The sequence below is a fragment of the Streptomyces sp. YS415 genome, assembly GCF_023544665.1.
Lineage (GTDB): Bacteria > Actinomycetota > Actinomycetes > Streptomycetales > Streptomycetaceae > Streptomyces.
In genome coordinates this window covers 95,287-111,254 of sequence record NZ_JAMJFL010000019.1, presented here as the reverse complement: position 1 = coordinate 111,254, position 15,968 = coordinate 95,287, and the positions used below count along the sequence as shown (strand labels likewise).

The following is a 15,968-nucleotide window of genomic DNA, read 5'->3' as shown; positions in this document are numbered from 1 at the left end:
GTCAGTGGACGGACAGACCTCCGTCGACGAAGAGGGCCTGGCCGGTGACATAGGCGGAGGCGCGGCTCGCGAGGAAGACGGCCGCCCCCGCGAAGTCCTCGGCCAGGCCGTTGCGTCCGGTCATCGTGCGGGCGGCCAGCGCCGCCACCTTCTCCGGATCGGAGGACAGCCGCCGGTTGAGCGGCGTCATCACGAACCCCGGCACCAGGGTGTTGCAGGTGACGCCGTACGGCGACCAGGCCTCCGCCTGCGACCGGGCCAGCGACTCCAGCGCCCCCTTGGAGACGCCGTAGGCCCCGCTCTGCACGAACGCCCGGTGCGCCTGCTGCGAGGTGACGTGGATGATCCGCCCGAAGCCGCGTTCGGCCATCCCCGGCCCGAACCGCTGCCCCAGCAGGAAGGGCGCCTCCAGGTTCACCGCCATCGTGAGGTCCCAGACGTTCTCGTCCAGCTCGGTCATGGGGGGCCGCAGGTTGATCCCGGCGGAGTTCACCAGGATGTCCGGCTCCCCGAACATCCCGGCCGCCTCCTCGGCCCCCGCCCGCACGCCCGCCCGCGTGCTCAGATCGGCGCTCACCCAGCCGGCCCGGCAGCCGTCGCCCGTCAACTCCTCGACCGTCGCGGCCAGTTCCGCCTCCTTGCGGGCGACGACCACCACACTCGCCCCGGCGCGGGCGAGGGCCCCGGCGATGGCCCGCCCGATGCCGGAGCTGCCGCCGGTCACCAGGGCGACGCGGCCGTCGAGGGAGAACAGTTCGGAGAGATAGGGCTGCGAGGTCATGGCCGCACCCTAGGCCCTCTCGTTCGGATCACCCCGGCGTCGCGGGGTCTGGCACGCACATCTGCGGCGTTGTCGTCGGTTGCCGACGCTCCGCGTCGACGCCCTCCTCCGCCTTGCAGCTGCACGCACCAGACCCCGCTCGGGTCGGCCGAGGGTTGCCGCATCTCACAGCCGGGCTGATCCAAACGACAGGGCCTGGATCGGGCAGCCGTCAGGCGCCCATCAGGTTTCGCTTCAGCAGATCGAGCAGCGCCGCCCAGTGCCGCTCGTCCGCCTCCTGGCTGTAGGCGGCGGTGTCCGCCTGGGTGAAGCCGTGGTGGGCGCCCGGATAGACCTCGCAGCGATGGCGGACGCCCGCCGCGGACAGCGCGTTCTCCAGACGCTCCTGCTGCTCCTCGGGCAGGGCGGGGTCCTGGTCCGCGTGGCCGAAGTACAGCTCGGCGGTGATGTGTTCGGCGAGCAGGTGCGGGCTGTCGGGGGTGTCCGTTGCCAGCCGCGCGCCGTGGAAACCGGCCGCCGCGGCGATCCGCTCCGGGTAGGTCCCGGCGGTGAGCAGCGCCAGCCGGGCCCCCATGCAGTAGCCGGTCAGCGCGACGGGACCGTCGGCGGCCGACGGGCTCTCGGCGAGCCAGCGCAGATAGGCGCCGGCGTCCCGCATCGCGCGTTCGGGCGTCAGGGCCTGCATGACCGGCCCGAGCCGCTCGAAGATCTCCGGACGCGCCGACGGGTCGATGAACTCGGGCAACTCCACGACCGGGGCGCGGCCGTGACGGTAGAGCACGTTCGGCACCAGGACCGTGTATCCGGCCCCGGCGAGCCGGTCGGCCATGGCCCGCAGCCGCGGCCGCAGCCCGAAGGCGTCCATGTAGAGCAGGACGGCGGGGTGGCGTGCGCCGTCACCGGGGTGGGCGAGATACGCGTCGGCGGTGCCGTCCTCGGTGGCGATGTCGACGGCGGTTCCCTGTACGACGGTCATGGCGCGGTCGTGCCTCCCTCGGTCAGGACCAGGTCCGGGCCATCGTTCCACGCGTCACCGCAGGCCCCCGGCCGCCCCGGGTCCTACTCGAAGCGCGAGACGTCACCGGCGCCGCGCCGTACGATCTCGGCCTCCCCGCCGGAGAAGTCGATGACCGTCGTCGGCTCGGTGCCGCATTCCCCGGAGTCGACCACCGCGTCCAGCACATGGTCCAGGCGGTCCTTGATCTCCCAGCCCTGCGTCATCGGCTCGTCCTCGTCGGGCAGCAGCAGCGTGCTGGACAGCAGCGGCTCGCCCAGCTCGGCGAGGAGCGCCTGGGTGACGACATGGTCGGGGATGCGCACGCCGACGGTCTTCTTCTTCGGGTGCTGGAGCATGCGCGGCACCTCGCGCGTCGCGGGCAGGATGAAGGTGTAACTGCCGGGCGTGGAGGCCTTGATCGTGCGGAACACGTCGTTGTCGATCCGTACGAACTGGCCGAGCTGCGCGAAGTCCTGGCACACGAGGGTGAAGTGGTGCCGGTCGTCCAGCCGGCGGATGGACCGGATCCGCTCCACCCCGTCGCGGCTGCCCAGTCGGCAGCCCAGGGCGTAGCAGGAGTCCGTCGGGTAGGCGATCAGCGCGTCGGCCCGGACGCTGTCGGCGACCTGGGAGACGACACGCGCCTGGGGGTTGTCGGGGTGCACGTCGAAGTACTTGGCCATCCGCCGAGCCTAAGCCCTGCCGCGGGCCGGGACACGCAGGGCAGGCCCGATCACGTGCCCGGCCCGGCGCCCGGCGCCTGAAGCGGCCCGTTATGGGAACCCGTCCTCGCCGGAACACCGGCGGCCGGTTCGGTGGGTGTGAGGTAACGTCCCGGACCGGTACGCCGAAACGGGACGAATGACGAGGAAGGCCGATCGTGGCTGGCCGAGAGGGTGCGAGCCGTCGTGCGGAGGTGCGGGGCGCGGAGTGGGAGCGGGAGTTGCTGGGGCTGCTGCGGCCGGGCGGGCAGCGCGTCCGGCAGGTCGTCGCCTGGCTCGCCGACGCCGTCGACGGCACGGTCTGTCTGCACGACGGATCCGGTGCCGTCCTCGCGGGGACCTCGCTGGACAGCGGCCCGTTCGAGGAGCTGTTCGACGACATGGTCGCCGGCCGTATCGCCTCCGCCGCCTGGGAGGGGCCGGGGCGCCATCTGCGGCTGGTCCGGGTGCCGGCGTCGGCGGGTGTGCTGACCGTCTCCCGAGCGGTTCCCTTCGACCGGCGGGCCTCCGAGATCGTCACGCACACCGTGCAGGTACTCGACGTGCTGCTCAGGGCCCATGAGTCGACGGTCGCCGTGCACCGGCTCGAACGTGCCACCTCCGACCTGCGCCTGGCCATCCTGCAGCTGCTGATGGTCGAGGACACCGTCGCCGCCCGCCGGGTCGCCGCGGGACTGTGGCCCGGGCTGCTCGACACGGACACCGCCTGTGTGTACGTCGTGGAGAGCCGCCCCGAGGAACGCGACGGACTGGCCGAGGAGTGCCTGGACGCGACGGGGGAGCAGGCGCTGGTCGTGCGGTGCCCCGCCCGGGACGAGCATGTCATCGTCGTCACCCCGCGGGAGGCGGTGGCCGGTGCCCTGCGCTCGCTGATCGGTCCCCGCCCGCGGGTCTTCCTCGGCGGCAGCGCCCGGCAGAGCCTGGCCCGGACCGCCACCGCCTACGGACAGGCCGTCAGCGCGCTGGCCGTGGCGCACTTCCGGCCGGACAAGGCGGCGGTGTACGCCGAACGCACCCACCCCGAGCGGCTGATGGCCCCCGACGCCCTGCGCGCCTGGACGCTCCGGGTGCTGGGGCCGCTCGCGGGCCTGTCCCACCACACGCACACGGAACTGCTCGCCACCACCCGGCTCGGTCTGGAGTTCACCGCGGTCAGCGCCGCCAAGGTGCTCGGCGTCAGCCGCAACACCGTCCGCGCCCGGATGGAACGCGTCGAGGCCCTGCTGGGCACCGACTTCTCCGACCTCGCGGCCCGCGCCGTCGTCCATCTCGCGCTGAACACCCAGGAGAGCCTGGCCCACGGTGAGGACGACCGGGCCCCCGCCCCCGCCGACCTCGGCGAGCTGCTCACCGGTCCCGCGATGCGCGCCTGGGCGCACGACCTGCTGGCCCGCCTGGACGCCGACACCCGTGACCTGCGCCGTACCCTGCGCACCTGGATCGCGGCCGGGGGCAACGCCGAACGCGCCGCGCAGACGCTGGGCGTGCACGCGCAGACCGTGCGCGAGCACGTCCGCGCCGCGGAACCCGTCCTCGAACGGCAGCTCCTGGCCGGCGGCGGCGACCTGTACGAGGTCGTGCTCGCTCATCTGGCGGCGGGCGACCTCGACCAGCCCGCCCTGCACGGCGTGAAGCAGGGCGAACCGGACTCACTTGTGCACAGGTGAGCCCCGAGCTCCCGACAGCGGGCATCGACGCGGTTCACAAGCGCCCTGTGCCGGACGTAGGTTCAACGAGCCGCGGGGGCGCGACCGGAACGGGGGACCGGTCGGCCCTCGCGCGCCCTTCTAAGGGTCACTCGCCCAGCAGTACCGGAATCTCCCCCCAGCCGAAGGCGATGAACGACGGCACCTGACGCAGCTCGTCCGCGTCGACCGCGAGCCGCAGGCCGGGGAACCGGCCGAACAGCGCCGGCAGGGCGGTCAGTGCCTCCACCCGGGCCAGCGGGGCGCCGATGCAGCGGTGCACGCCGATGCCGAACGCCAGGTGGTCGTCGGCGCCGCGCGCCGCGTCGAAGGTGTCCGCGTCCGGGCCGTAGTGCGCCGGGTCGAGGCCCGCGGCGGCGTACGTCGTGATGATGGCGTCCCCGGCCGGGATGGTGACGCCCGCGATCTCGACGTCGGTGACCGCGAACCGCAGCGGCAGCGAGGCGATGGACGGGTGGACCCGCAGGGTCTCGTCGACGACCGCGTCCCAGCCGATCTCCCCGGCCCGCACCGCTGCCAGCTGCTCGGGCCGCCGCAGCAGCGCGACGACGGCGTTGCCGATGAGATTCACCGTCGTCTCGAACCCGGCGCCGATCACCAGCAGCAGCGTGTACAGCAGTTCCTCGTCGCTGAGCCGGTCGCCGTCCTCGTCGCGGACCCGGATCAGCTCGGTCGTCAGATCGTCCCCGGGGTGCTCGACGCGGTGGGCGATCAGGGCGGGCAGCACCGTGCCGATCTGCCGCTGCACGGACGCGGCGTGCTCGGGGGAGGGGTCCGAGGTGTCCATGATGGCCGCGATCAGCCGGGTGGTGTCGGGCACCAGCTCGTCGGGCACACCGAACAGTTCGCAGATGATCCGCAGCGGCAGGGGATGGGCGAGCGCCGCCTTGATGTCCACGGCCCCGCCGTCGGCGTCCGCCAACCGGTCGAGCAGCTCCGCGGTGATCGCTTCGACCCGGGTGCGCATCGCCTGGGTGCGGCGCTGGGTGAAGCTGGGCGCGACCAGCTTGCGCAGCCGGGCGTGGTCGGGGCCGTAGGTGGAGAGCATGTTGACCACGCCGACCCAGCCGAGGATCCAGCCCCAGGAGGGGTGCTCGGAGATCTCGGGCCACAGCTTCCAGTGCTTGCGGGGGTCCTTGCTGACCCGTGGGTCGAGGATCAGCGCCTTGAGGGTGTCGTAGCCGGTGGGCGCCCAGGCCGGGATCCCGCCGGGCAGATCGACGGGCACGACCGGGCCGAGGGCGCGCAGCCGGGCGGACTCGGCGGCGATGTCGGAGCCGAACGGGTCCAGGGCGAAGCGTTCGGTGCGGTCGGTCACGGTCACGACGGGCCTCCAGGCAGATCGGGGGAGCGGGGGCTGAACCGCACGGGCAGCGAGGTCAGCGAACGGTGGAACGGCCCCGGCCGCCAGGTCAGGCGCTCGCGCGGCAGAACGGGTTCGAGATCGGGCAGCCACTGGGTGAGCCGCTCGATGGCCTCCGTCGCGATGAGCAGGGTGTGCTGCTTGACCGGGCAGGCGTGCGGGCCCGCCGACCAGGACAGGTGCGAGGCGTCCCCGGGGTGCCGGTGGCCGCCGGTGCTCTGCTCGGCGGCGTGCGCGAGGGCCCCGTAGGAGATGACGACGGGGACCGCGGCCCTGATCCACGCGCCGTGGAAGGCTAGGGGCCGGCGGGCGTAGTGGATGCCGTAGTTCGCCAGGGGTGTCTCGTGGTGCAGCACCTCCACCACGGCGTCCATCACCGGGCGGGCGCCGCTGGTGAGGGTGGAGTAGTAGGAGGGGTTGCCGAGGATGCGGGAGAGGGCGTTGGACACCAGGTTCGCCGTCGGTTCGTGTCCGGCGCCGAGGGTGAGGAACACCTGCCAGGTGACCTCCTCGGGGGTGAGCCCGGCGGGATGGTCCAGCAGCCAGCTGGGGAGGTCCTCCCCGCGCCGCTCGGCCTTGGCGGCGATCAGCTCCAGTACGTAGCCGCCGTACTCCGCCTCGCCCTCGGCGGCCTCGGAGCCGCCTTCCATCATCTTGCCCAGCGCCGCGTTGAGCCGGTCGCTCGCGCTGTCGGGCAGTCCGAAGAGGTTGTTGAACACCAGCGCCATCAGCGGCCGGGCGAAGTCGCCGACCAGGTCCGCGTGGCCGCGCGGCCCGATCCGGCCGACCAGCAGCCGTACCGCCCGGTGCACCCGGGCGCGCAGGTCGTGCGGTTCGACCCGGTCGAAGGTGTCGATCAAAGTGGTCCGGTAGCGGATGTGATCGGCGCCGTCCGCGAAGAGGGTGTTGGGCCGCCAGCGCATCATGCCGAGCACCGGCGAGTCGTCGGCGACCGTCGACTCCCAGGGCCGCGGGTCGTGCGAGAACGTCTCCGTGTCGTGCAGCAGGTCCAGGGCCGCGCGCCGGTCGGTGACGACGTACGCCGGTACGCCCGGCGCCAACTCGGCCCAGCCGACCGGGCCCTGGGCGCGCAGGTCCTCGTAGTAGCGGTAGGGGTCGAGGGCGAAGCCGTCCTCCCACAGCCGCACGGGCGCGGAGCGGGAGAAGGTCTGCTGGGCGGCGGGGTAGGTGGTCACCGGTTCTCCGGGGGGTGGCGGTCGATCAGATGCTGGACCAGGGCGAGCAGTGCGTCGATGGAGGAGTTCGGGTCGCGCGCGTCGCAGGTCACCATCGGGGTGCCCGCCTCCAGGTCCAGCGCGGCGCGCAACTGCGCCTCGGTGTAGTGGTCCGGCGCGTCCGGGAAGGCGTTGAAGGCGACGGCGTACGGCAGCCCGCTCTCCTCGACCAGGCCGAGGACGTCGAAGGAGGCGTCGATCCGGCGGCTGTCGACCAGCACCAGCGCGCCGAGCGCCCCGTAGGCGATGTCGTCCCACAGGGCACGGAACCGCTCCTGGCCGGGCGTGCCGAAGAGGTAGAGCACGATGCCGTGGTCGAGGCTGATCCGGCCGAAGTCGATGGCGACGGTGGTCGTCGACTTCTCCCGCACCCCGGCCAGGTCGTCCACCGGGGCGGACGCCTCGCTGAGCCGTTCCTCGGTGTGCAGCGGCCGGATCTCGGAGACGGAGTCGATCAGGGTGGTCTTGCCCACTCCGAAGGGGCCCGTGACCAGGATCTTCACCAGGTCGCGGGCGGTGTCCGGCAGGTGGATGCCGCTAGTCGTGCTTGAGGGCGCGAAGGCCATCGGCCACTCTCTTCAGCAGGTCGGGGTCGAAGCGTTCGGCGGGCGGGACGGGGGCGCGGGCGAGGACCAGCTCGCGGTCCAGGAGCGCGCCGGCCAGGACCCGCACGGCGGAGACCGGCAGACGCAGGTGCGCCGCCGCCTCCACCACCGTCAGGGATCCGCCGTCCAGGGCTTCCAGCAGGGCGAGTTCGGCGGCGGGCAGGCCGGCCGGCGCGGGTTCACCGCTGCCGGTGAGCACCGAGAGCCGTTCCAGCTGGGGGCGGCTGGGCCGGGCCACGCCGCCGGTGGAGAGATACGCCGGGACCAGCGGACGGCCGCCCGGGCGTGCTGTCATGCCGGCGCGCCGCCGTCGGTGCCTCGGGGCGCGGCGGCCATCGCCTTCTCGCCGAGCCGTGCCACCTGGGAGTGCACCCGGTGGGCGAGCAGGTCCAGGCGCACCTCGCTGTCACCGTATGCGGCGACGCAGGTGCCGTGGTCGGTCGGCACGATCAGCACGTACCCGTGATCCGACTCGATGACGACCTGCCGCACCTCGGCCCGCTCCCGGTCCGCGAACGCGGCCGCGGCGGTACGGCAGGCTCCCTGCACGGTGCTGGTGATGGCGGCGACCCGCTCGGCCGACGGCTGGGTGAGCGCGTCCGTCCAGCCGGTGACGAGGCCGTCCCGGGTGAGCAGTACGGCGGCCACCACATGCGGCACCTCGAGAATCGGATCCAGAGCCCACGCGGTGTCTCCTGTGTCGCGGCCGGTCATCGGGCCGTGCCCCCTTCGTGGTCGTCGCGTTCGGTGTCGTGCTCGGCGGTCTCGGAGCGGGCGGCGGCGGTGGCGGCCTGGAGCCCGCCGAGCGCGGCGGCCGCCTCCTCGGGACGCAGCGCGGACGGGCGCTGCGGGGCCACGGCCGGCTCGGGGGCGGCCGCCCTGGTGCGGCGGCGGCGCTGCGGCAGCCCGTCGGCGGTGGGCCGCGGGTCGTGGGTCTCGGGTTCGGGCACGTAGTCGTGCGAGGTGCTGCGCGCCGGTTCGTCGGTCTGCGGCCTGCGGGTCGGTTCGTCGTTCTGAGGCCTGCGGGTCGGGCGTGGGGCGCTGGCGGCAGGGGGCCGTGCGTCGGGGTCGATACGGGTCAGCAGGTGGCTGTCGACGCGCAGCACGCCCCGGACCCCGCCGTAGGGGGAGGGCGAGGACAGGTCCACGCTCAGGTCGAACTGCCGGGTCAGCTGGCCGATCGCGGCGAGGCCCATGCGCGGGGGATCGCCGAGGTCGGTGAGGAGGATGGGCTCGGTGCCGGCCACCATCCGCTGGGCGCGGGCGCGTTCGTCCTGGGTCATGCCGAGGCCGGCGTCGTCGACGGTGACGCAGACGCCGTGGTGGACGTGTTCCAGGTTGACCACCACGTCCGTGTCCGGCGCGGAGTGCCGCAGCGCGTTGTCCAGCAGCTCGGCGACGATGATCGCGACCGGTTCGACGGCGTGCGAGACCAGGGCGGTGCCGGGTTCGAGATGGTTGTTGACCCGGACCCGGTGGTAGCCCGCGAGCCGGGCCTGGCCGCCGGTCACCGCGTCCACCACGTGGGACTCCTCGCGGGCCAGCCCCACCCAGGCCCCGCACACCACCGCGGCGACCTGCGCGCGCCGCAGCGACTGCTCGTTCTCGTGGTCCAGTTCGAACAGCGTCTGCGTCAACTCGGGGTCGTCGTACTGCTGTTGCAGACCGCGCAGGGCGTCCTGGAGGCGGTACAGGGCGGCCTGGATCTCCCGGGTCGCCCCGCGCATCCCGGCCTGTGCGGCGGCGTCGACGCGCAGGTGCTGGGCGGTCAGCTCGACGCGCAGCTGTTCCAGCACGTTCTCCATGGCGACGCCGAGCGAGGATCCGGCCGCCCGGAGCTGCAGGGGACCGGGCACCGCGACATGGGGATGCGTCAGGTGGCGGGCGGCGGCGGGGACGCGCTTGGCCGCCAGATGCTCGATCTCGGCGGCGAACGTCTGTACCACGCCGTCGAGATGGGCGCGCAGGGCGGCGATCTCGTCGCGCTGCACGGTCCGTTGGCGCCGCGACCGGAGCAGACCGCCGCTGAGAACGAGCGCGGACAGTGTGCCGGCGGCCAGACCGCCGGCGGCTAGGTCCGGTAGTTCGATCATCGAATCGGTATCCAGAGAGTGGGCAGGGGTGGGTGCGAGAACCCCTGACGAGGCGCTCGCAGCACAGTACACACCGTCATCGACTGCTCTCGCACGGTCGATGCGTACTTCGCTCCGAATCCGCCCGCTCTCTGTTCACTTCTGCGCCAACTGTCTGAATTGCCGTAAGGATCAAGCGAGTTGACGCCGATGTCAGCCGCTCGGGAGGACCACTGCCCGCCCGTCGGCCTTGGCCGCGTGCGGTCGCTCGCAGGAGAGCGGGGGTGCCCACGGTGGTGGCGGCCGGGCCGCGCTCCAGGATCGGCCCTCCATGGGCTGACTGGCCCCGGCCGACGCGGGTACTCGGCCCGCAACGACAGGCGGGGCCCGTCGGGCCCCGCACCGACGAGGAAGGAGGCCCGAATGGCCAGCAGTGCCGAGACCGGCGGCGTGACCGGTACGCAGGACAAGGACTACAACCTGGTCTGGTACGTCGAGGCGTGCCTGAGCAACGCGCTGCGTCTGGAGTCGTACATCCAGGACGCCGAGCGCGAGAAGGACACCGAGGTCGCGGACCTGTTCCGCAAGGCCCAGGCCGACAGCCGCAAGGGTGCTGAGCTGGGCAAGAAGCTCCTTCGCGCCCGCCTCAGCGACGGCTGACCCCGAGCGCACCGCACACCCGCCCGGACATCGCGACGACACGCGGTGTCCGGGCTTTCGTGTGCCCGCGACGAGGGAGGCCGAGGAAAAGGTTCCACCGCTTGTTCAAGACCCACCTTATTTAAGAGTTGCCTTATATAAGCTGCAGGTGGCATAGTCGGTGCCGTGCACGCCTTCGATGTTCTCGGGGATCCGGTCAGACGCCGGATATTGGAGTTGCTCGCCACGGGTGAGCGGGCGTCGGGCGAGATAGGCGCCGCCATCCAGGAAGAGTTCGGGATCTCGCAGCCGGCCGTGTCCCAGCACCTGAAGGTGCTCAGGGAGAACGGCTTCGCGTCCGTGCGGGCGGAGGGCACCCGGCGGCTGTACGCCGTGGACGCCGCGCCGCTGCGTCAGGTGGACGACTGGCTGGAGCGGTTCCGGGGGTTCTGGGAGCAGCGGCTCGACGCGCTCGGTACGGAGCTCGCGCGCGGCAAGCGCGAGCGCAGACAGCAAGAGGAAGTGAGCAGGGATGACTGAGATCGTCGACGAGATCAACCGGCTGCACCGCGAGGTCGGCACCCGGCGGGTCGAGGCGGGCGAGGCCCGTACGGTGGTGCTGCGCCGCTCCTACGACGCCGAGGTCGCCGACGTGTGGGACGCAGTGACCTCCCCCGAGCGCATCGCGCGCTGGTTCCTGCCGGTCAGCGGCGAGTTCAAGGTCGGCGGACGCTACCAGCTGGAAGGGCAGGCCGGTGGCGAGATCCTCCAGTGCGACGAGCCGAACCTGCTCCGGGTGAGCTGGCTGTTCGGCCCCGACCCGGGCTTCAGCGAGGTCCTGCTGCGCCTCACCCCCGAGGGCGAGGAGCGCACCCTGCTGGAGCTCGAGCACGTGGCGGTCGTCCCCGAGGAGTTCTGGGGCCAGTACGGGCCCGGCGCGACCGGCGTCGGCTGGGACATGGTCCTGCTCGGGCTCGCCCTGCACCTCACGGGCGGCGGGCTCAGCCCGGAGCAGGCGCAGGAGTGGGCGATGTCCGACGAGGGCAAGGCGTGCATGACCCGCTCGGGCGAGCTGTGGGGCGCCGCGTACACCGCCTCCGGCGCGGACGCGGAGAGCGTCGAGTCCACCACCCGGGCGACGATCGCCTTCTACACCGGCACCGACACGCCTTCCTGACGGACGGCACCACGAGCCCGGCGCGGCACCACCGCGCCGGGCTACCCGCTCAGCACCCGCAGGACCGCCTCCCCGACCTCCAGTACCCCGTCCGACAGCGGAGTGCACCGCACCCCGCCCTTGCCGCGCAGCGCCCGCTGGGCCCCCGGGCCGATCGTCACGTCCATCCAGGCGCACGGGCGGGCGGGGCGCTTCAGGGCGAACGACACCGGGCCCGTACCGCAGTCGAGGCTGATGACCGAGCCGGCGAGGGAGTCGATGTCGACGCCCCGCAGCAGGATGTTGCGGCGGGTGTGGCGCAGGTCGATGCCGGGCGGCAGGTTCTCCTCGGCCATCAGGGTCACCGAGGCGTCCCGGTGGGCCCGCTGCCCGTAGTACCGGTCGCCGACCAGCCCGAGCCCCTCGCGGACCTCCGCCCGCCGGACGAGTTCGCCGGCCGGTTCGGTCCCCGCGCCGTCCGCGGGGCGCCCGGCGAGCCGGTGGACGGGCGACACCAGCAGCTGCACCACGTGGACGTTCACCTCGGTCATGCGCCCAGCCTACGGAGGGCCGCTCGCCTCAGCAGGGCGCCCGCCACACCCCTAGCTCCGGCTGCTTCCGCATCGACGACAGCTTCAGCCGGCGCGAGTCGGGGCAGAAGGCGGCGGCCGGTTCGGCGTACTCCACGTGGAAGACGGCCTTGCCCGCCGCGATGAACGGCTTCAGCTCCCCGCACTCGTCGTACTGGGCGCACTCCTCGTTGACCGCGAAGTCGAAGTGCCGCACCAGCTGGGGGATCTGGGGCAGGTCGTTCTTGAGCCCGACGGACAGGCCGCGCCGGTGCGCGAGGTCCGCGATCATGCGGTTGTACCTCAGCTGGTCGCGCGCGGTGAGCGGGAACCCGGTGTCGTTGCCGTACCCCTCCATCAGATCGGGCTCGACGGCGTCGAAACCCTTGTCCCGGCACATGTCGAAGCGGCGCTCCATGAGGGGCCGGAGCACGGACAGCCGGCGGATGTCCAGCCAGCGCTCGCCCTTCCAGCCGTTGGACCGGCCGCGCACCGAGGCGGGAAAGTCCTCCCGGTCGGGGCGGAAGTCCTCCCAGGCGCCGACGTTGACGTAGCAGATGACCTTGCGCCCGTCCCGGTGCAGCCGGGCCACGTCCGCCGCGGAGTTCTCGAAGCCGTCGATGTCGTAGACCGGCACGTCGACCGACGGATCCACCGGCCCGTCGAGCTGCCACTGCCAGGCCAGCCCGGGCCGCGGCTGCCACACAGGCGCCCTGCCCGGGTCCTCGTCGGCCCCCGCACACCCGGTCAGCGCCGCCAGGGTCACGAGCGCCACGGCCCAGGCCGCCCGCCTCACCCCGCAGCCCCCGACAGCGCGGGCGTCAACCCGGCCCAGGGATTGGGCTGTTCGCCCGTCACCGGCCCCGACACCGCCGCCCCCCGCTCGTGCGCGGTCCGCACGGCCAGCGGCACCAGCGCCTCCGGCACCCCGTACACCAGATGGCACAGCCGCTCGGCCGGGTGCCGCGCGGTCCACGCCGGGCGGGTGAACGCCGAGACATATGTCGACCAGTGGCCCTCGAAGGTGACCGTCAGATCGGCGAGGCGGGCGTAGCCGGGCGCCGGATGGACGCCCGGGTTGAGCACCACGGTCCCGGCGCCGGCCCGCCGCAGGGAGCGCACCAGCTTCCGGCACTCCGCCAGCCCGGCCCGCTCCGCGGGCACCCGGTCCAGGAAGCAGCCGTCGGCCGCGTACCACTCCTGGTGCCGGCGCAGGTCGTCGACGACCTCGGCGGGGTCGCGGCGCCCGTACGCCGTGTCCGCGTAGCCGAGCAGGCGGGCGCCCGCGGTGCGCAGCGCGCCCGCTGCCGCCGTGAACGCCGGATCCGGCTCCCGGCCCGGTCCGCTGGCCGGGTTGAGGATCACCGCGTAGGTGTGGGCCGCGGCCGAGATCAGCCGGTGCCAGGCGCCCGGATCCTCGGCCGGATGGACGTACAGCGGAATCAGCAGGCTCATGGTGTCCGCCCGCCCTCCCACAGGGCGCCCAGCGACTCCGCCAGCGAACGGACCGGCCGCCAGCCGAGCGCCTCCTGCGCGGCGGTGATGTCCGAGCACTGCCACGACACCTGCGCCGAGCGGGCCGAGCTGGGCGCGGACTCCTCGATGCGGCCCCGGAAGCCCGCCAGCTCGGCCAGCCCATGGACGAGGTCGCGGACCGGCACCGCCGCTCCGCCGCCGATGTTCAGCACGGCGGGCAGGGGCCCCTGCGCGGTCACCGCCAGCGCCACGGCCCGTGCCACGTCGCGTACGTCGACGAAGTCGCGGCAGGCCGACAGATCCCCGAGCCTGAGCACCGGGCCGGGCTCGCGCAGCAGGGCGGCGACCCGGCCGGGCAGCCCCGCCGGGGGTGCCCCGGGCCCCACCGGGTTGCCCACCCGCAGGACCACCGCGTCCAGCCCCGAGGCGGTCACCGCGGCCGTGCCCGCGAGCTTGGTCGCGCCGTAGGGCCCGACGGGGCTGGTCGGGGCCGACTCCGTGACCTTGGAGCCGGGGGCGCCGGGGCCGTACTCGGCGGCCGAGCCCAGATGGACCAGACGCGCGGCCGGGGCCGCCGCCCGCAGCGCCGCGCACAGTACGGCGGGGCCCCGGGTGTTGACCTCGGCGAGGGTGAGGGCGTCGCCGGCGACGGCGCCCGCGCAGTTGACCACGGTGTCGGGTGCCGCCGAGGCGAGGGTCTTCGCCAGCCGTTCGGGGTCGGCCGAGGCGAGGTCGACGTGATGGTCGGCGTCGGACGAGCGGCCGCCGCCGAGCACCTGCGTGCCCGGCAGGGCACGCAGGTGCTCGGCGACATGGCCGCCCAGATATCCGGTGAAGCCCAGGACGAGAATGCGCATACGGTGCTCAGGCTCCCTTGAGCAGAAGCGACTTGCGGCTGGTGAACTCCGCGTTCGCCCGGTCGTAGTCGTCGGGGCGGCCGATGTCCAGCCAGTACCCCTCGAACTCGTAGGCGTGCGGGGGCTGTCCGGCGGCGAGCAGATCCAGGACCAGCTCGTCGAAACCGAGCGGCAGCCCCGGGGTGTAGGGGGCGAGCGTGTCGCGGGACAGGCCGTAGACACCCATGGAGACGCGGTAGTCCATGCTGGGCTTCTCGGTGAAGGCGACCACCCTGCTGGCGTCGGTGGTCAGCACCCCGAAATCGATGTGCACCTTGCGCGCGTAGGTGGCGATGGTCAGCGGCGCCCCCGAGCCCTGGTGCCGGTGCAGGACGTCGGCGTAGTCCAGGTCGGTGAGTATGTCGCCGTTCATCACCAGGAATTTCTCCGGCAGTTGGTCGCGCAGCGCCAGAAGCGGGCCCATCGTGCCGAGGGGGCTTTCCTCGGTGGCGTAGGTGACCTGCATGCCCCACTGACTGCCGTCGCCGACATAGGCGCGGATGATCTCCCCGAGGTGGCCGATGGCGAGGGTGCAGTGCGTGAAGCCGCATGCGGAGAGCTGGCGCAGCACGATCTCCAGGATGGCGTGCTGGTCGCCGATGGGAACGAGCGGCTTGGGCAGGGCCGTGGTGTAGGGCAGCAGCCGGACGCCCTTGCCACCTGCCAGAATCACTGCGTGCATGGTGACTGCTCCTTCATGGAACGTCGTGGTGGAGGGTGTCAGATGTTGTAGATGCCGGTCTTGTAGCGGGCCAGATTGGCCGGGTCGCGGAAGAACTCCACGGTCCGGGCGAGCCCTTCCTCCAGCGTGTGCGCGGGCTCCCAGCCGGTCGCCGCGGTGAGCCGGGAGGCGTCCGCCACCAGCCGCATCACCTCCGAGGCGGCGGGCCGCAGCCGCTCGGTGTCCTCCCGTACGTCGGGGGCGGTGTCCATCACCTTGCCGATCAGCGCCACCAGGTCGCCGACCGATATCTCGCCGCCGGTACCGGCGTTGAAGGTGCGCCCCACCACCTGCTCGGCGGGCGCGGTGCCCACCGTGAGGAACGCCTGCGCGGTGTCCTTGACGTAGGTGAAGTCGCGGGTGGGACGCAGATCGCCGAGGGTGATCGTCCGTTCCCCGGCGGCCACTTGGCCGATCACGGTGGGGATCACCGCCCGCATCGACTGCCGCGGGCCGAAGGTGTTGAACGGGCGCAGCGTCACCACGGGCGTGCCGAAGCTGGCGTGGTAGCTGTCGGCGAGCCGGTCCCCGCCCGCTTTGGAAGCCGCGTACGGCGACTGGGTGTTGATCGGGTGGTCCTCGGTGATCGGGACGGTCTGCGCGGTGCCGTAGGTCTCGCTGGTGGAGGTGTGCACCAGCCGGGGCGTGCCCAGGGCCCGGACGGCCTCCAGCACGTTGAGGGTGCCGGTCACGTTGGTGTCCACGTAACTGTGCGGCGCCTGGTAGGAGTACGGGATCGCGATGAGGGCGGCCAGGTGGTAGGCGCAGTCGGCGCCCTCCAGCAGGCCGCGCACGGAGCCGGGGTCGCGGACGTCGCCGAGGACGATCTCGACGTGGTCCAGGACCTCCGGCTGCAGGGTCTCCAGCCAGCCGTAGGAAGAGAAGGAGTTGTACTGGGCCATCGCCCTGACCCGGTGGCCCGAGGCCACCAGTGCCTCGGTGAGGTGGGAGCCGATGAAGCCTTCGGCTCCGGTGACGGCGGCGAGCGGTGCGGAGGTCAACTCGTGTTTCCTTCCGGTCGGTTGCGGCG

At 72.9% G+C, this 15,968-nt stretch carries 19 protein-coding genes; 4 read left to right on the top strand and 15 right to left on the bottom strand.

The genetic code is table 11. From position 1 onward, the window contains the following. Position 1 precedes the first annotated feature (1 nt). The 3 genes from M8H82_RS23735 to M8H82_RS23725 all read right to left on the bottom strand — a co-directional run bounded on the left by M8H82_RS23735 (position 2) and on the right by M8H82_RS23725 (position 2,461). The gene (locus tag M8H82_RS23735) at positions 2–781 is read right to left on the bottom strand and encodes an SDR family NAD(P)-dependent oxidoreductase (RefSeq protein WP_250076958.1); all 780 of its coding nucleotides are present in this window, start codon (positions 779–781) and stop codon (positions 2–4) included. 211 nt (positions 782–992) lie between these two features. Next, positions 993–1,757: a dienelactone hydrolase family protein gene (locus M8H82_RS23730; protein ID WP_250076957.1), complete on the bottom strand. Its 765-nt coding sequence runs from the start codon at positions 1,755–1,757 to the stop codon at positions 993–995. A gap of 83 nt (positions 1,758–1,840) precedes the next feature. Next, positions 1,841–2,461, bottom strand: a complete 621-nt coding sequence (locus M8H82_RS23725) for an L-threonylcarbamoyladenylate synthase (RefSeq protein WP_250076956.1) — start codon at positions 2,459–2,461, stop codon at positions 1,841–1,843. Positions 2,462–2,658: 197 nt separating this feature from the next. Here M8H82_RS23725 and M8H82_RS23720 point away from each other — a divergent pair, with 197 nt between their 5' ends. Then, a complete protein-coding gene (locus M8H82_RS23720; RefSeq protein ID WP_250076955.1) occupies positions 2,659–4,167 on the top strand; it encodes a helix-turn-helix domain-containing protein in 1,509 nt (502 codons plus the stop codon). Positions 4,168–4,294: 127 nt separating this feature from the next. Here M8H82_RS23720 and M8H82_RS23715 read toward each other — a convergent pair whose 3' ends face one another. The 6 genes from M8H82_RS23715 to M8H82_RS23690 are packed head-to-tail and all read right to left on the bottom strand — an operon-like array spanning position 4,295 to position 9,502. Continuing rightward, positions 4,295–5,530, bottom strand: coding sequence for a cytochrome P450 (locus tag M8H82_RS23715; RefSeq protein WP_250076954.1), 1,236 nt, complete (start codon positions 5,528–5,530; stop codon positions 4,295–4,297). Next, positions 5,527–6,765 (bottom strand): cytochrome P450, encoded by a 1,239-nt coding sequence (locus M8H82_RS23710; protein ID WP_250076953.1) that lies wholly within the window; start codon positions 6,763–6,765, stop codon positions 5,527–5,529. Before M8H82_RS23710 ends, M8H82_RS23715 begins: the two co-directional genes overlap by 4 nt. Continuing rightward, a complete protein-coding gene (locus tag M8H82_RS23705; protein ID WP_250076952.1) occupies positions 6,762–7,370 on the bottom strand; it encodes an ATP/GTP-binding protein in 609 nt (202 codons plus the stop codon). The genes M8H82_RS23710 and M8H82_RS23705 overlap by 4 nt, the downstream gene beginning before the upstream one ends. Beyond that, entirely contained in the window at positions 7,342–7,704 is a 363-nt protein-coding gene (locus M8H82_RS23700) for a DUF742 domain-containing protein (RefSeq protein WP_250076951.1), read from the bottom strand. Before M8H82_RS23700 ends, M8H82_RS23705 begins: the two co-directional genes overlap by 29 nt. After that, positions 7,701–8,123 carry a roadblock/LC7 domain-containing protein gene (locus M8H82_RS23695; protein ID WP_250076950.1) on the bottom strand — a complete coding sequence of 141 codons (423 nt, stop codon included), beginning with the start codon at positions 8,121–8,123 and terminating at the stop codon, positions 7,701–7,703. Before M8H82_RS23695 ends, M8H82_RS23700 begins: the two co-directional genes overlap by 4 nt. Then, entirely contained in the window at positions 8,120–9,502 is a 1,383-nt protein-coding gene (locus M8H82_RS23690) for an ATP-binding protein (protein WP_250076949.1), read from the bottom strand. The genes M8H82_RS23695 and M8H82_RS23690 overlap by 4 nt, the downstream gene beginning before the upstream one ends. A gap of 402 nt (positions 9,503–9,904) precedes the next feature. On the opposite strand from M8H82_RS23690, the gene M8H82_RS23685 reads away from it, so the two are divergent. The 3 genes from M8H82_RS23685 to M8H82_RS23675 all read left to right on the top strand — a co-directional run bounded on the left by M8H82_RS23685 (position 9,905) and on the right by M8H82_RS23675 (position 11,297). Next, a complete protein-coding gene (locus tag M8H82_RS23685; protein ID WP_250076948.1) occupies positions 9,905–10,141 on the top strand; it encodes a hypothetical protein in 237 nt (78 codons plus the stop codon). A gap of 165 nt (positions 10,142–10,306) precedes the next feature. Further along, complete coding sequence (locus M8H82_RS23680; RefSeq protein WP_250076947.1) at positions 10,307–10,660, top strand: metalloregulator ArsR/SmtB family transcription factor; 354 nt, start codon at positions 10,307–10,309, stop codon at positions 10,658–10,660. Next, positions 10,653–11,297, top strand: a complete 645-nt coding sequence (locus M8H82_RS23675; protein ID WP_250076946.1) for an SRPBCC family protein — start codon at positions 10,653–10,655, stop codon at positions 11,295–11,297. Before M8H82_RS23680 ends, M8H82_RS23675 begins: the two co-directional genes overlap by 8 nt. Positions 11,298–11,338: 41 nt before the next feature. Here the strand turns inward: M8H82_RS23675 and M8H82_RS23670 are convergent, their stop codons facing one another. Genes M8H82_RS23670 through M8H82_RS23645 form a run of 6 tightly spaced genes read right to left on the bottom strand, consistent with a single transcriptional unit; the run spans position 11,339 to position 15,939 of the window. Further along, entirely contained in the window at positions 11,339–11,827 is a 489-nt protein-coding gene (locus M8H82_RS23670) for a molybdenum cofactor biosysynthesis protein (protein WP_250076945.1), read from the bottom strand. A 28-nt stretch (positions 11,828–11,855) separates the two neighbouring features. Next, positions 11,856–12,620, bottom strand: coding sequence for an endo alpha-1,4 polygalactosaminidase (locus M8H82_RS23665; RefSeq protein WP_374211690.1), 765 nt, complete (start codon positions 12,618–12,620; stop codon positions 11,856–11,858). A 17-nt stretch (positions 12,621–12,637) separates the two neighbouring features. After that, on the bottom strand, positions 12,638–13,300 hold the full coding sequence (locus M8H82_RS23660; RefSeq protein ID WP_250076943.1) for a spherulation-specific family 4 protein: 663 nt from the start codon (positions 13,298–13,300) through the stop codon (positions 12,638–12,640). Further along, positions 13,297–14,178 (bottom strand): NAD(P)-dependent oxidoreductase, encoded by an 882-nt coding sequence (locus M8H82_RS23655; RefSeq protein ID WP_250076942.1) that lies wholly within the window; start codon positions 14,176–14,178, stop codon positions 13,297–13,299. Before M8H82_RS23655 ends, M8H82_RS23660 begins: the two co-directional genes overlap by 4 nt. A 7-nt stretch (positions 14,179–14,185) precedes the next feature. Continuing rightward, a complete protein-coding gene (locus M8H82_RS23650; protein WP_250076941.1) occupies positions 14,186–14,899 on the bottom strand; it encodes a sugar phosphate nucleotidyltransferase in 714 nt (237 codons plus the stop codon). A 38-nt stretch (positions 14,900–14,937) separates the two neighbouring features. Then, a complete protein-coding gene (locus M8H82_RS23645) occupies positions 14,938–15,939 on the bottom strand; it encodes a GDP-mannose 4,6-dehydratase (RefSeq protein ID WP_250076940.1) in 1,002 nt (333 codons plus the stop codon). Positions 15,940–15,968: the final 29 nt, after the last annotated feature.